Source organism: Alsobacter metallidurans (assembly GCF_014636935.1).
GTDB classification, from domain to species: Bacteria; Pseudomonadota; Alphaproteobacteria; order Rhizobiales; family Beijerinckiaceae; genus Alsobacter; species Alsobacter metallidurans.
The window spans coordinates 30786-44880 of the sequence record NZ_BMES01000003.1; the positions used below are offsets into that span (position 1 = coordinate 30786).

Below are 14095 nucleotides of genomic sequence, written 5' to 3' on the forward strand. Positions count from 1 at the left end.
CGAATTCCCCTGAATGGCGATCAGGCCGCGCGGCGGCGGCCGCCGCTGGGACGCTCGGCCTCGATGCGGAAGCCAGAGACGAGGTGTTCCAGGTCCTGGATCTGCGTCGTCAGCGAGGCCGCCGAAGCGGCGCTTTCTTCCGCCAAGGCGGCGTTCTGCTGGGTCGCGGAGTCGAGCGTCGAGATCGCAGAAGCGATTTCGTCGATGCCGGTGGCCTGCTCGGCCGTCGAGGACGAAATCTCCGCGATGGTGTCGGCGACCTCGCGCGACGCCAAGACGATCTGCTCCAGCGCGTCGCCGGCGGACTTCACGAGCTTCACACCGGTCACCACCTCGTTGGTGGAGGACGTGATCAGCCCGGTGATGTCCTTGGCGGCCTCGGACGAGCGCTGCGCCAGGGTGCGGACCTCGGACGCCACGACCGCAAAGCCCTTGCCGGCCTCGCCGGCCCGGGCGGCTTCCACGGCGGCGTTCAGCGCCAGCAGGTTGGTCTGGAACGCGATGTCGTCGATCACCGACGTGATGTCGGCGATCCGGCGCGAGGACTCCTCGATCCGCGAAATGGCCGAAACCGCCTGAACCACGATCGCGCCGCCATCGGACGCGCTCTGCTTGGCCTTCTCGGCCATGGTTGCGGCCAGTCGCGCGGACTGGGCGCTCGCCTTGACGGAGGCGGCCAGCTCCTCGGTGGTGGCGGCGTTTTCCTCCAGGCTTGCGGCCTGGTCCTCGGTGCGTTGTGCGAGATCAGTGGAGCCCATCTGGATCTCGGTCGCCGCTGTGGCGACCTCCGCGGCGGTGCGCTGGATGGTGCCCAGCGTCTCGGCCAGGCGCTCGATCGTGTGGTTGATCGATTCCTGCAGGCGCCCAAACACGCCGTCATATTGATTGGCGACCGGGCGCGTGAGGTCGCCGGCCGCGAGGGCCGTCAGCGACGCCGCAAAATCCGTCGTGGCGTTCTCGACCAGGTCCGCAAAGGCGTTCAGCCCCAGCGCGATTTCGCGCGCCGTGCTTTTCTTGCCCTCCAGGGCGACGCGGCGCGAGAAGTCGCCGTGGCCGGCCGAGCCGACGATCTCGGCAATCTCGCGCTCGGCGGCAAGCTCGGCTGTGATGTCCGTCCATGCGAGCACGCTGCCGACGCGGCGGCCGTTGGCGTCCTGCACGTTGCTCATGTCGACGTCGATCACGTGACCGCCGACCTCGTAACGCACGCGCCGCCGGCGCCCGTCGTCCGAGATGAGTTCGCGCTTCAGATTTGCGTTCGCGCCGTAGTAATCGATGTGCTCGCCATACATGGCGTTCACCGAAAAGTTCTCCTTGGCGGCGCGGAAGTAGGGCTCCAGCTCCATGAACAGCTGCGTCAGGCCGTTGCTGAGGAACATGATTCGGTCGTCGGAATCCGTGATCATCAGCATCATGCCGGAGCCGTTGATGCCGGCCGTGGTCAGCGCCTGCTCACCGCTCATGCCCTGCAGCTTGCGCAACGCGCGGGCGATCTCGCCGAATTCGTTGTTGAGGTCCGCGTGTGGAACGGCGGATAGAAAGTCGCCCGCCTGGAAGCGCCCGATTGCGCCCAGAACGCCCGTGAGCGGCTTGCGGATCGAGCCGATCACCAGCACGAGCACCAAAGCGGCGAGCGCCAGAGCGGCGCCGACGATCGCCATTTTCTGCCAGCGGTCCGCCGCGAATCCGTCGATGCGGGCCTGCAGCAGGCGCACGAGTTCGGACTCCGATCGCGTCCACAAGCCCCGCGTGGCGTTGGTCACGGATGTCAGCGCCCGCTCGAGATCCGCGGCGGGCGCGCGTTCGGCGGATTCAGCCTTCAGCAACGTCGTGTCGATCAGCGTGTCCGCGTCCGCTGTCGCCTGTTCGAACGTCGCCGTGGATGCTTTAAGGGCAGTGCGGACGGTTCCATCCGGATTGCCGTCCTGGGCGGCGGACAGGGATGACACAGCGGCCGCGCGGGCTGCCTGATAACGGGTGGCGGCTGCCACGAGGGCGCGCAGCGCCTTGCCGTTCGGCTTGGCTCCGGCGGCGCCGTAGGGCTTCAGCGCGTCCTTGAGAACGAAGATGGAGGTCGCCAATTCGGGCAGGCGCACCGTGCTGGCGTCCATCAGGTAGTAGGAATCGAGATCGGGATCGAGCGTCAGGTTGGAGCCGTCCGCCACCTTGGAGATGGCGGTCCGGCCAGCTTCAGCCACCTCGATGGCGGACTGGCCGGCCTTTCCGGCCGCAGCCGCGAAGGCGTCCACGGCTTCCTTGCTCTTGAACGCCTCGTCGGCCGAGGCTGGCCGGCGCCGCAGCTCCGTGCTGCGCGAGGCCTGGTCGCTTTCGGCATCGACGAGCATGGGCCAAAGCGTCTCGATGTAACGCGATCCGTCCAGCTCGAGCTGCGCGAAGGCGATATCCTTGCCGATCTGGTTCAAATAAAGCTTCGTCATGAGCGCGAACGGCGCCGCCAAGATCATGATGATCAGAATGATCTTGTTGCCGACCGTAACCTTGGTCCGGCGCAGGAGCGCGAGCGGGTTCATTGAGCCGATCCTTGTCATACATGGCGCGTGACCCCGGTCGTGCTTAAGCAACGAACCGCCGCGCCAGGAGTGATATAGATCAAGCCGAGGACCTTAAATTTCAGATAATACCCCCGGTTGTTTCGACGTCTTTCACACTTTTTCGTTCAAATTCGTCATGTGCCTGAAGGCGCTCTCCCGTGCGACGTTGCTCCAGGGCCGCTCTGGGGCTAAACGCTGCCGTCCCGTCCCGCCAGGAGCCTCCCACTTTTGTCCGCGACCCTCGCAGAGCGCTACGCGGCCCTGCTGTCCTCCGGCGTGATCGAGGCGGACGGGGCCCAGAAGGCCGTCGTCGCCAAACTCGATCGCCTCGCGGCCGCGTTGGCGGAGCGTCACCTGGCTCGCAAGAGCAGCGCGCTGGGCTGGCTCTTCGGCAAGGCGAGTTCGGCCGAGCCGCTGCGCGGCCTCTATGTCTGGGGCTCGGTCGGGCGCGGCAAGACCATGCTGATGGATCTCTTCTACGAGGTCGCTCCCGTGCGGGCCAAGCGCCGGGCGCATTTCCTGTCCTTCATGGCGGACGTGCATGAACGCATCCACGCGTTTCGCCAGCGCGTGAAGCGAGGCGAAGTGAAGGACGGCGACCCGATCCCGCCCGTGGCCGCCTCCATCGCAGCCGAGGCCTCGCTGCTGTGCTTCGACGAATTCACGGTCACAGACATCGCCGACGCGATGATCCTCGGCCGGCTGTTCACGGCGCTGTTTGCCGAGGGCGTCACCGTGGTGGCGACCTCCAACGTGGAGCCGGACCGGCTCTACGAAGGCGGCCTGAACAGGGCCCTGTTCCTGCCCTTCATCGGGCTCCTGCAGGAGCGGATGGAGGTCGTGCGGCTGGACGCCCGGACGGACTACCGGCTCGAAAAGCTCGCCGGCGCCGAGGTCTGGCACGTGCCCGCCGACGACGAGAGCCGGCGTTGGCTGGACCGGACCTTCGCGAGCCTGTCGGGCGTGCCCAAGGCGGGCGGCATGCGGCTCACCGTGAAAGGGCATCCCCTGGAGGTGCCGGCGGCCGCGCACGGCGTGGCGCGGTTCGGCTTTGAGGATCTCTGCGCCAAGCCGCTGGGCGGCGCCGATTATCTCGCCATCGCGGAGCGGTTCCACACCGTGCTGATCGACGGCGTGCCCGTGATGGGCATCGAGCAGCGCAACGAGGCGAAGCGCTTCATCATGCTGGTCGACGCGCTATACGACAGCTCCGTGAAGCTGGTGGCGAGCGCACAAGCTCCCGCGCAGGAGCTCTACACGGCCCGGGAGGGCCGCGAAGCCTTCGAGTTCGACCGCACGGTGTCGCGGCTGATCGAGATGCGATCCGAGCAATATCTGGCGGCCCCGCACGGACGCGGCGACCGCAACGTCAGCGGTAACACGACTGGCCTCGTCGAAACCTGACCGGCCGGGGCGCTCCGAGCGACTTCAGCCGGCCGCCCAGGCGGCCAGCATGGCGACCACCACGATCGCCATCACGGCAGTGGCCGCCCAGCCGCCTATTTTCAGCGCCGGGCCGGCCGCGCCGTCGCCGAGCGCCTTGCGGCTCGACACGATGCGCATCATCACGGCCATCACGGGCACGGCCACGACGCCGTTGATCACCGCCGTCCAGAACAGCATCTTGATGGGATCGAGCGGCGACAGCGCGACCAGGGCGCCGATCAACGTCGAGCCTGCCACGATGGCGTAGAAGCCGCGCGCCTCCAGAGGCTTCAATTCCAGCGACGAGCGCCAGCCGAAAGCCTCCGCGACCGCATAGGCGGCCGAGCCCGCCAGCACCGGCACGGCAAGCAGGCCGGTGCCCAGGATTCCAAGCGCGAACAGCAGAAACGCGAACTCGCCCGCCAGCGGCCGCAGCGCCTCGGCGGCCTGCGCGGAGGTTTGGATGTCAACGATGCCGCGCTGATGGAGGGTCGCGGCCGTGGTGATCATGATGCAGGCCGCGATCGCGATCGAGAACCCCATGCCGAGGGCCGTATCGATGCCGATGCGCCGGAGAACCGGGGCCGTGTGGGCGTGGTAGTCTCGCAAAGCCCGCATGTGCGGCGTCTGCTTCATCTCCTCGACCTCTTCGGCCGCCTGCCAGAAGAAGACGTACGGGCTGATGGTGGTGCCGAACACCGCCACCACGGTCACGATCGCGTCGGCGTTGAGCGCGAACTGCGGGAGCAGGGCTCCCCGAACGACCTCGCCCCACGACAGATGGATGCTCAGCACCGTGCCGACGTAGAAGAACAGCACCATCGTGAGCCCCTTCAGGAAAGGAGCATAGCGCCGGTAAGGGACCATTACCTCCAGCGCCGCGCAGAACGCGCCGAGCGCCACCGCGTAGAGGGCCGCGTGCCCGCCGGCGACCAGCTTCAGCGCCGCCCCCATGGCGGCGAGGTCGGCCGCGATGTTGATCGTGTTGGCGGCAAGCACCAGGAGGACGATCCACGCCATCGCCCAGCGTGGAAACACCTGGCGCATGTTCGCCACGATGCCAGCCCCGGTCGCGCGCCCGATACGTGCGCTGACCACCTGGATGGCCACCATGAACGGATAGGTGAGCACCACCGTCCAAAGGAGGCCGTAGCCGAACTGCGCGCCGGCCTGCGAATAGGTCGCGATGCCTGACGGATCGTCGTCCGCCGCGCCGGCCACGAGGCCGGGGCCGAGCAGCCGCAGAAGCGTGCGGCGGGGACGAGGCAGGCGCGCCTTGGCGTGGATCGACATTTGACGGCTCCGCTGAAGGCCGGGACGCTAGGCCTTTGCGCCGCGCCGGGCAATGACGCCGCGACCCCGCCGCGCTATGGGTGAAGGCCATGCACGCCGCCTCCGCACCGCCTGCCGACAGCGTCGACGCCCGCATCCTGGCGATCGCGGCCGACCATGTGCGCCGCTACGGCATGGCGCGCACCACAGTGACCGCAGTGGCGAAGGAAGCCGGCATGACGCATGCCAACGTCTACCGCTACTACGCTTCCAAGGTGGCGCTGGCGGACGCCATCACGGCCGCATGGCTGCGTCCCATCGAGCAGCTCCTCGCCGAGGTCGTGGACGCACCAGACCCGGCTGACGACAAGCTCGAGCGCATGATCCTGGCGCTCGCCGGCGCGCTGCGTGACAAGCTGGAGGCCGATCCCAACCTGTTCGAGCTCTATGTGGAGGCCTACGAGGCCGCCCGTGGCGTCGCCCGCAAACACCGCAGCCGCGTCCGCATGCTCATCGACCGGGTGGTCGAGGAGGGGATCGGCTCAGGCGTGTTCAACATCCGTCGGCCCGAAAAAGCAGTCACGCTGCTGTTGGACGTTGTATTTCGTTTCATCCATCCGGTGGCAATCCGGCTGGACTGTGAGGCGCCGCGACGCATGCTGGATGATCGCGTCGGGATTGCGGTCCGGGTTGCGCTCCGGGCTTTCGGCAGCGGAATGACGTGATCCTGAAGCCGAAAAACATGTAACAAATAACATTTTTTGTCATTTGTAACGCTCGAAATTCAGGCATTAACCTTTGGTGGGACCTGCCCTGATGAACCGACAATGCGTTGTGAACACTGAATAAATAGATCGCCGAGCCGAACCCTTGGCATAGGCTTTGAAGCTCATTCTGAGCCTTTCTGTTGACTTGATGCCGCCACGGGATGGGGCTATGGCCAACCCGTTCCCGGGCGGCTCTCGGCGGCCCGTGGCCCCAACCTTGTTCAAGGAACCCACCATGGCGCGCAAGAAGATCGCTCTGATCGGCTCCGGGCAGATCGGCGGCACCCTCGCCCATCTCGTCGGATTGAAGGAACTTGGCGACGTCGTCCTGTTCGACATCGCCGAAGGCGTCCCCCAGGGCAAGGGCCTGGACATCGCCGAATCCTCCCCGGTCGACGGCTTCGACGCCAAGTACACGGGCGCGAACTCCTATGAGGCGATCGCCGGCGCCGACGTCGTGATCGTCACGGCTGGCGTGCCGCGCAAGCCCGGCATGAGCCGCGACGACCTCCTGGGCATCAACCTCAAGGTGATGTCGCAGGTCGGCGAGGGCCTGAAGCAGTATGCCCCCGACGCCTTCGTGATCTGCATCACGAACCCGCTCGACGCCATGGTGTGGGCGTTGCAGAAGGCCTCCGGCCTGCCGAAGAACAAGGTCGTCGGCATGGCCGGCGTGCTCGACTCGGCCCGCTTCCGCTACTTCCTGGCCGAGGAGCTCGGCGTGTCCGTCAAGGACGTGCACGCCATGACGCTGGGCGGCCACGGCGACGACATGGTGCCGCTGATCCGCTACTCCACGGTTGGCGGCGTGCCGCTCCCCGACCTGGTCAAGATGGGCTGGCTCACGCAGGACAAGCTCGACAGCATCGTCAAGCGCACCCGCGGCGGCGGCGGCGAGATCGTCGCCCTGCTGAAGACCGGTTCGGCCTTCTACGCCCCGGCCGCCTCCGCGATCGCGATGGCGGAGAGCTACCTGCGCGACCAGAAGCGCGTGCTGCCCTGCGCGGCCTATCTCGATGGCCAGTACGGCGTCTCCGACATGTATGTCGGCGTGCCGGTGTTGATCGGCGAAAACGGCGTCGAGAAGATCGTCGAGATCGCGTTCGACGAGACCGAGAAGGAGATGTTCTCCAAGTCGGTCGCGGCCGTGAAGGGCCTCGTCGACGCCTGCAAGACCATCAACCCCGCCTTTGCGTAATCGGCGAGTGGCGAATGGGGACGAGCGAAGGGGGCGCCAGCCTCTCCAGCCGCGCCCCCTTCACCGCTCACCGCTCGTCATTCGCTACTCGCTCTCGAGGTTCCCATGAACATCCATGAATACCAGGCCAAGGCGGTGCTGAAGGAATTCGGCGTGCCGGTCTCCAACGGACGGCCCGTGTTCAAGGCCGAGGAGGCGGAAGCCGCCGCCAAGGAGCTCGGGGGCCCGCTCTGGGTCGTGAAGTCGCAGATCCACGCCGGCGGGCGCGGCAAGGGCAAGTTCAAGGAAGCTGAGGCCGGCGAAAAGGGCGGCGTCCGCCTCGCCAAGTCGGTCGACGAGGTGAAGCAGTTCGTCGGCGAGATGCTCGGCAAGACGCTGGTCACCATCCAGACCGGCCCGGCCGGCAAGCAGGTCAACCGGCTCTACATCGAGGACGGCTCCGACATCGAGAAGGAGTTCTACCTGTCGATGCTGGTGGACCGCGAAACCTCCCGCATCGCCTTCGTGGTCTCCACCGAGGGCGGCATGAACATCGAGGACGTGGCGCACGATACCCCCGAGAAGATCGTCACCTTCTCGGTCGATCCCGCCACCGGCGTGATGGGCCACCACGGCCGCCGTGTCGCCAAGGCGCTGGGGCTTTCGGGCGACCTGGCCAAGCAGGCCGAGAAGGTCGTCTCGCAGCTCTATGCGGCGTTCGTCGCCAAGGACATGGAGATGCTGGAGATCAACCCGCTGATCGTCGGCAAGGACGGCAAGATCAAGGCCCTGGACGCCAAGATCTCGTTCGACGGCAACGCGATGTACCGTCACCCGGACATCTTCGCCCTGCGCGACGAGACCGAAGAAGACGCCAAGGAGATCGAGGCGTCCAAGTACGATCTCAACTACATCACGCTGGACGGCACGATCGGCTGCATGGTCAACGGCGCCGGCCTCGCGATGGCGACGATGGACATCATCAAGCTCTACGGCGAGAGCCCGGCGAACTTCCTGGATGTCGGCGGCGGCGCCACCAAGGAAAAGGTCACGGCGGCGTTCAAGATCATCACGGCCGATCCGAACGTGCAGGGCATCCTGATCAACATCTTCGGCGGCATCATGCGTTGCGACGTCATCGCCGAGGGCGTGATCGCGGCCGTGAAGGAAGTCGGCCTCAAGGTTCCGCTGGTGGTTCGCCTCGAGGGCACCAACGTGGAACTCGGCAAGGACATCATCGCCAAGTCCGGCTTGAACGTGATCTCGGCCGACGACCTCGACGATGCCGCCCAGAAGATCGTCAAGGCCGTGCGGGGCTGAGAATGCCCTTCGTGAACCTGAAGACCACGACCACCAACCTGACCCGGGAGACGAAAGCCCAGGTCGTACGCGAGTTCAGCGAAACGCTCGTGCGCGTCCTGGGAAAGAAGCCGGAGAGCATCCATATCGTCATCGACGTCGTCGAGGACGAGAACTGGGGGCATGCCGGATCGCTCGTCGCCGACACCCGAAAACTTGCGAGGGACTGATGTCCGTTCTCATCGACGCCAACACGAAGGTCATCACCCAGGGTTTCACGGGCAAGAACGGCACCTTCCATTCCGAGCAGGCGATCGCCTACGGGACGAAGATGGTCGGCGGCACGTCGCCCGGTAAGGGCGGATCCACCCATCTCGGCCTGCCGGTGTTCGACACCGTCGTGGAGGCCCGCGAGGCCACCGGGGCCGACGCGAGCGTGATCTACGTGCCGCCTCCCGGCGCCGCGGACGCGATCTGCGAGGCCATCGCGGCCGAGATTCCGCTCATCGTCTGCATCACCGAGGGAATCCCGGTGCTCGACATGGTGAAGGTGAAGCGGGCCCTGCAGGGCTCGAAGTCACGTCTCGTGGGCCCGAACTGCCCCGGCGTGATGACGGCCGGCGAATGCAAGATCGGCATCATGCCGGGCAATATCTTCAAGAAGGGCAATGTCGGCATTGTGTCGCGGTCCGGAACCCTCACCTATGAGGCGGTGTTCCAGACCACCCGCGAAGGGCTGGGCCAGACCACCGCGGTCGGCATCGGCGGCGATCCTGTGAAAGGCACCGAGTTCATCGAGGTCCTGGAGCTCTTCCTGGCCGATCCCAAGACCGAGTCGATCATCATGATCGGCGAGATCGGCGGCTCGGCCGAGGAGGACGCGGCGCAGTTCCTGGCCGACGAGGCCAAGCGCGGCCGCCGCAAGCCCACCGTCGGCTTCATCGCCGGCCGCACGGCCCCTCCGGGCCGCCGCATGGGCCATGCAGGCGCGATCATCTCGGGCGGCAAGGGCGGCGCCGAGGACAAGATCGCCGCCATGGAAGCGGCGGGCATCCGCGTGTCGCCGTCGCCGGCCCGCCTCGGCAAGACGCTGGTTGAAGTGCTGAAGGGCTGAGCGGAACCCTTCTCCCCAACAGGGGAGAAGGTGGCGCGCAGCGCCGGATGAGGGGAGCGGCTGAGCCACCCTCACCCCAGCCCTCTCCCCACCTCGGGGAGAGGGGGTAGATGGCGGGCCCCCGCCAAAGAATTCGACGGCGCCACGGCGGCGCGGGAGAGAAGCATGGCACGGCAGGACCAGAACGACGCCCTTCTGCAGACCTCGTTCCTGTATGGCGGCAACGCCGCCTATATCGAGGACTTGTACGCGAAGTACGAGCAGGACCCGAACTCGGTGGACGCCGAGTGGCAGGCCTTCTTTGGCGCGCTGCAGGACGACAAGGCGTCGGTGGAAAAGAGCGCCAAGGGCGCGTCCTGGAAAAAGGCGAACTGGCCGATTGCCGCCAATGGCGAGTTGGTGTCCGCGCTGGACGGCAACTGGGGCCAGGTCGAGAAGATCGTCGGCGACAAGCTCAAGGGCAAGGCCGAGAAGGTCGCGGCCGCCAAGGGCGGCGAGGTTTCGCAGGCCGATCTCATGCAGGCGACGCGCGATTCGGTTCGCGCCCTCATGATGATCCGCGCCTACCGGATGCGCGGCCACCTCCATGCCGAGCTCGATCCGCTCGCGATTGCGACCCGCACCGACCACGAAGAGCTCGATCCCTCCTCGTACGGCTTCACGGAGGCCGATTGGGATCGCCGGATCTTCATCGACCACGTGCTCGGGCTGGAGTTCGCGACGATCCGCGAGATGCTCGCGATCCTGAAGCGGACCTATTGCTCCACCATCGGCTACGAGTTCATGCACATCTCCAATCCGGCCGAAAAGGCCTGGATCCAGGAGCGCATCGAGGGCCAGAACAAGGAAATCGCGTTCACCCGCGAGGGTAAGCGCGCCATCCTGAACAAGCTGGTCGAGGCCGAGGGCTTCGAGAAGTTCATCGACGTCAAGTACACGGGCACGAAGCGCTTCGGCCTCGATGGCGGCGAGTCGCTGATCCCCGCGCTGGAGCAGATCATCAAGCGCGGCGGCGCGCTGGGCGTGCGCGACATCGTGTTCGGCATGGCGCATCGCGGCCGCCTGAACGTGCTCACGCAGGTGCTCGGCAAGCCGCACCGCGCCTTGTTCCACGAATTCAAGGGCGGCTCCTACGCGCCCGACGACGTGGAAGGCTCGGGCGACGTGAAATACCACTTGGGCGCGTCCTCGGACCGCACTTTCGACGGCAACAACGTCCACCTGTCGCTCACCGCCAACCCGTCGCATCTCGAGATCGTCGATCCGGTCGTGCTCGGCAAGGTCCGCGCCAAGCAGGACCAGATGAACGACGTGGTGGAGCGCGCCAAGGTGCTGCCGCTGCTGCTGCACGGCGACGCCGCCTTCGCGGGCCAGGGCGTGGTGGCCGAGTGCCTGGGCCTGTCGGGCCTGAAGGGCCACCGGACGGGCGGTTCGGTCCACTTCATCATCAACAACCAGATCGGCTTCACCACATACCCGCGCTATTCGCGGTCGTCGCCCTACCCGTCCGACGTGGCCAAGATGATCGAGGCGCCGATCTTCCACGTGAATGGCGACGATCCTGAAGCGGTGGTGTTCGCCGCCAAGGTGGCGATCGAATTCCGCCAGCAGTTTCACAAGCCGGTCGTGGTGGACATGTTCTGCTACCGCCGCTTCGGCCACAACGAGGGCGACGAGCCGGCCTTCACCCAGCCGCTGATGTACAAGAACATTCGGTCGCGCAAGTCGACGCTGGAGATCTACTCCGGCAAGCTGATCGCCGAGGGTGTCGTCACAGAGGGCGAGGTCGAGAAGATGCGCGCCGATTGGCGTGCGCGTCTCGAGGCCGAGTTCGAGGCCGGCCAGGCCTACAAGCCCAACAAGGCCGACTGGCTGGACGGGCGCTGGGCCGGCCTGAAGGCCGTGAAGGAAGAAGAAGAGGATCCGCGTCGCGGCCAGACCGGTCTGCCGATCGAGACGTTGAAGACCATCGGCGAGCGGATCACCACCGCGCCGGAGGGCTTCAACGTCCATAAGACCATTCAGCGCTTCCTCGACAACCGCCGCAAGGCGATCGACACCGGCGAAGGCATCGACTGGGCGACCGGCGAGGCGCTGGCCTTCGGGTCGCTCGTGCTGGAAGGCCATCCGGTTCGCCTCAGCGGCCAGGATTGCGAGCGCGGCACCTTCTCGCAGCGCCACTCGGTGCTGATCGACCAGGAAAACGAGAGCCGCTTCACGCCCCTGAACCACATCAAGGACGGCCAGGCGCGCTACGAGGTCATCAACTCGATGCTCTCCGAAGAGGCCGTGCTCGGCTTCGAATATGGCTACTCGCTGAGCGAGCCCAACGCCCTGACGCTATGGGAGGCGCAGTTCGGCGATTTCGCCAACGGCGCGCAGGTGGTGTTCGACCAGTTCATCTCGTCCGGCGAGCGCAAGTGGCTGCGTATGTCGGGCCTCGTCTGCCTCCTGCCGCATGGCTATGAAGGCCAGGGTCCGGAGCACTCCTCCGCCCGCCTGGAGCGCTTCCTGCAGATGTGCGCCGAGGACAACATGCAGGTCGCCAACTGCACCACGCCGGCGAACTACTTCCACATCCTGCGCCGGCAACTGAAGCGTGACTTCCGCAAGCCGCTGATCCTGATGACGCCGAAGTCGCTGCTCCGCCACAAGCGGGCCGTGTCGCGGCTCGACGAGATGGCGGCCGGCACGTCGTTTCACCGCCTTCTGTGGGACGACGCCCAGTACCTCAAGGGCGAGAAGATCAAGCTCGCGAAAGACGGCAAGATCCGCCGCGTCGTGCTGTGCTCCGGCAAGGTCTATTACGACCTTTACGAGGAGCGCGAGAAGCGCGGGATCGACGACGTGTACTTGCTGCGCGTGGAGCAGCTCTATCCGTTTCCGATCAAGGCGCTGGCGGCCGAGCTGTCGCGGTTCAAGAACGCCGACGTGGTGTGGTGCCAGGAAGAGCCCAAGAACATGGGGTCCTGGACTTTTGTGGAGCCGTACCTCAGCTGGGTGCTGGCGCGCGTCGGCATGAAGAACAAGGAGCCGCGCTACGCTGGCCGTCCGGCCTCCGCAGCCACCGCGACGGGTCTGATGTCCAAGCACCTGCACCAATTGCAGGCCTTCCTTGAGGAGGTCTTCGCGGCCTGATCGCCGCGCGGCCCCCTCGCCCACCATTCCGTGTCTTCAGGGCTCTCCGCCCGCATCCCAGTTGAGATCATGGCGACTGACATCCGCGTCCCGACCCTTGGCGAGTCGGTCACCGAGGCCACCATCGGCAAGTGGTTCAAAAAGCCGGGCGAGGCCGTGAAGGCCGACGAGCCCCTGGTTGAGCTCGAAACCGACAAGGTCACCCTGGAGGTGAATGCGCCGGCCTCCGGCGTGTTGGCGGAGATCGCCGCCAAGGAAGGCGAAACGGTCGGCGTCGGCGCCCTGCTAGGCTCCATCGGAGCCGGCTCCGGCGCGGCCGCGGCCCCGGCCGCCGCTCCGGTCGCCGCGAAGGCGGCGGAGCAGCCCAAGCCCCAGGACACCCCGAAGGAGGCTCCGGCCGCGCCGGCTCCTGCCGCCGCCCCCGCCAAGGTGCTGCCCGCCGGGACGCCCCAGGCTCCCTCCGTGCAGCGTCTGGCGGCCGAGAACGGCGTCGACCCGTCCGGCGTGCCTGGCACCGGCAAGGACGGCCGCGTCACCAAGGGCGATATGCTGGCCGCCATCGCGACCGGGGCCTCCGCGCCTGCGCCCGCCGCCGCTCCCGCGCAGGTCCGCGCGCCCTCGCCGGCCGACGACGCCTCGCGCGAAGAGCGCGTGCGCATGACCAAGCTGCGCCAGACCATCGCGCGCCGCCTCAAGGAAGCGCAGAACACCGCCGCCATGCTGACGACCTTCAACGAGGTCGACATGACCGAGGTCATGGCCCTGCGCGCCAAGTACAAGGACATCTTCGAGAAGAAGCACGGCAACAAGCTCGGCTTCATGGGCTTCTTCGTGAAGGCCTGCGTGCAGGCCCTGAAGGAGATCCCGGCCGTGAACGCCGAGATCGACGGCACGGACCTCGTCTACAAGAACTACTACCATGTCGGCATCGCGGTCGGCACCGACAAGGGCCTCGTTGTCCCGGTGGTGCGCGACGCCGACCAGCTCTCCATCTCGGGCGTCGAGAAGACCATCGCGGATTTCGGCAGGCGCGCCCGCGACGGTCAGCTCAAGATCAACGAGATGCAGGGCGGCACCTTCACGATCACCAATGGCGGCATCTACGGCTCGCTGATGTCGACCCCGATCCTGAACGCCCCGCAGTCCGGCATCCTGGGCATGCACAAGATCCAGGAACGCCCCATGGCGGTCGGCGGCAAGATCGAGATCCGCCCGATGATGTATCTGGCGCTCTCCTACGACCACCGCATCGTCGACGGCAAGGAAGCCGTTACCTTCCTGGTGCGCGTCAAGGAGGCCCTGGAAGACCCGGCGCGCCTCGTGCTGGATCTCTGAGACCCAACGTCATGCC

The 14095-nt window shown here is 66.5% G+C and carries 10 protein-coding genes; 8 read left to right on the forward strand and 2 right to left on the reverse strand.

Features of this window, described 5'->3' with window-relative positions; all coding sequences use genetic code 11:
* Nucleotides 1-20 precede the first annotated feature (20 nt).
* Nucleotides 21-2531, reverse strand: a complete 2511-nt coding sequence (locus tag IEV99_RS20955; protein WP_188519802.1) for a methyl-accepting chemotaxis protein — start codon at nt 2529-2531, stop codon at nt 21-23.
* Nucleotides 2532-2780: 249 nt separating this feature from the next.
* Here IEV99_RS20955 and zapE point away from each other — a divergent pair, with 249 nt between their 5' ends.
* Nucleotides 2781-3956 carry a cell division protein ZapE gene (gene zapE, locus IEV99_RS20960; protein WP_244644001.1) on the forward strand — a complete coding sequence of 392 codons (1176 nt, stop codon included), beginning with the start codon at nt 2781-2783 and terminating at the stop codon, nt 3954-3956.
* A gap of 24 nt (nt 3957-3980) precedes the next feature.
* On the opposite strand, the gene IEV99_RS20965 is transcribed toward zapE, so the two are convergent.
* Nucleotides 3981-5270 carry an Nramp family divalent metal transporter gene (locus IEV99_RS20965; protein WP_188519803.1) on the reverse strand — a complete coding sequence of 430 codons (1290 nt, stop codon included), beginning with the start codon at nt 5268-5270 and terminating at the stop codon, nt 3981-3983.
* An 89-nt stretch (nt 5271-5359) separates the two neighbouring features.
* Between IEV99_RS20965 and IEV99_RS20970 the strand changes: the two genes are divergently transcribed.
* From IEV99_RS20970 to odhB, 7 genes are all read left to right on the forward strand, one after another.
* The gene (locus tag IEV99_RS20970) at nt 5360-5974 is read left to right on the forward strand and encodes a TetR/AcrR family transcriptional regulator (RefSeq protein WP_188519804.1); all 615 of its coding nucleotides are present in this window, start codon (nt 5360-5362) and stop codon (nt 5972-5974) included.
* Between the two features lie 277 nt (nt 5975-6251).
* Nucleotides 6252-7214 (forward strand): malate dehydrogenase, encoded by a 963-nt coding sequence (mdh, locus tag IEV99_RS20975; protein ID WP_188519805.1) that lies wholly within the window; start codon nt 6252-6254, stop codon nt 7212-7214.
* A 105-nt stretch (nt 7215-7319) separates the two neighbouring features.
* The gene (gene sucC, locus IEV99_RS20980) at nt 7320-8513 is read left to right on the forward strand and encodes an ADP-forming succinate--CoA ligase subunit beta (RefSeq protein WP_188519806.1); all 1194 of its coding nucleotides are present in this window, start codon (nt 7320-7322) and stop codon (nt 8511-8513) included.
* Nucleotides 8514-8524: 11 nt separating this feature from the next.
* Nucleotides 8525-8722, forward strand: a complete 198-nt coding sequence (locus IEV99_RS20985) for a tautomerase family protein (protein ID WP_210318691.1) — start codon at nt 8525-8527, stop codon at nt 8720-8722.
* Entirely contained in the window at nt 8722-9606 is an 885-nt protein-coding gene (sucD, locus tag IEV99_RS20990; protein WP_188519808.1) for a succinate--CoA ligase subunit alpha, read from the forward strand. Before IEV99_RS20985 ends, sucD begins: the two co-directional genes overlap by 1 nt.
* A gap of 165 nt (nt 9607-9771) precedes the next feature.
* Complete coding sequence (locus tag IEV99_RS20995) at nt 9772-12744, forward strand: 2-oxoglutarate dehydrogenase E1 component (protein ID WP_188519809.1); 2973 nt, start codon at nt 9772-9774, stop codon at nt 12742-12744.
* Between the two features lie 69 nt (nt 12745-12813).
* Nucleotides 12814-14079 carry a 2-oxoglutarate dehydrogenase complex dihydrolipoyllysine-residue succinyltransferase gene (odhB, locus tag IEV99_RS21000; RefSeq protein ID WP_188519810.1) on the forward strand — a complete coding sequence of 422 codons (1266 nt, stop codon included), beginning with the start codon at nt 12814-12816 and terminating at the stop codon, nt 14077-14079.
* Nucleotides 14080-14095: the final 16 nt, after the last annotated feature.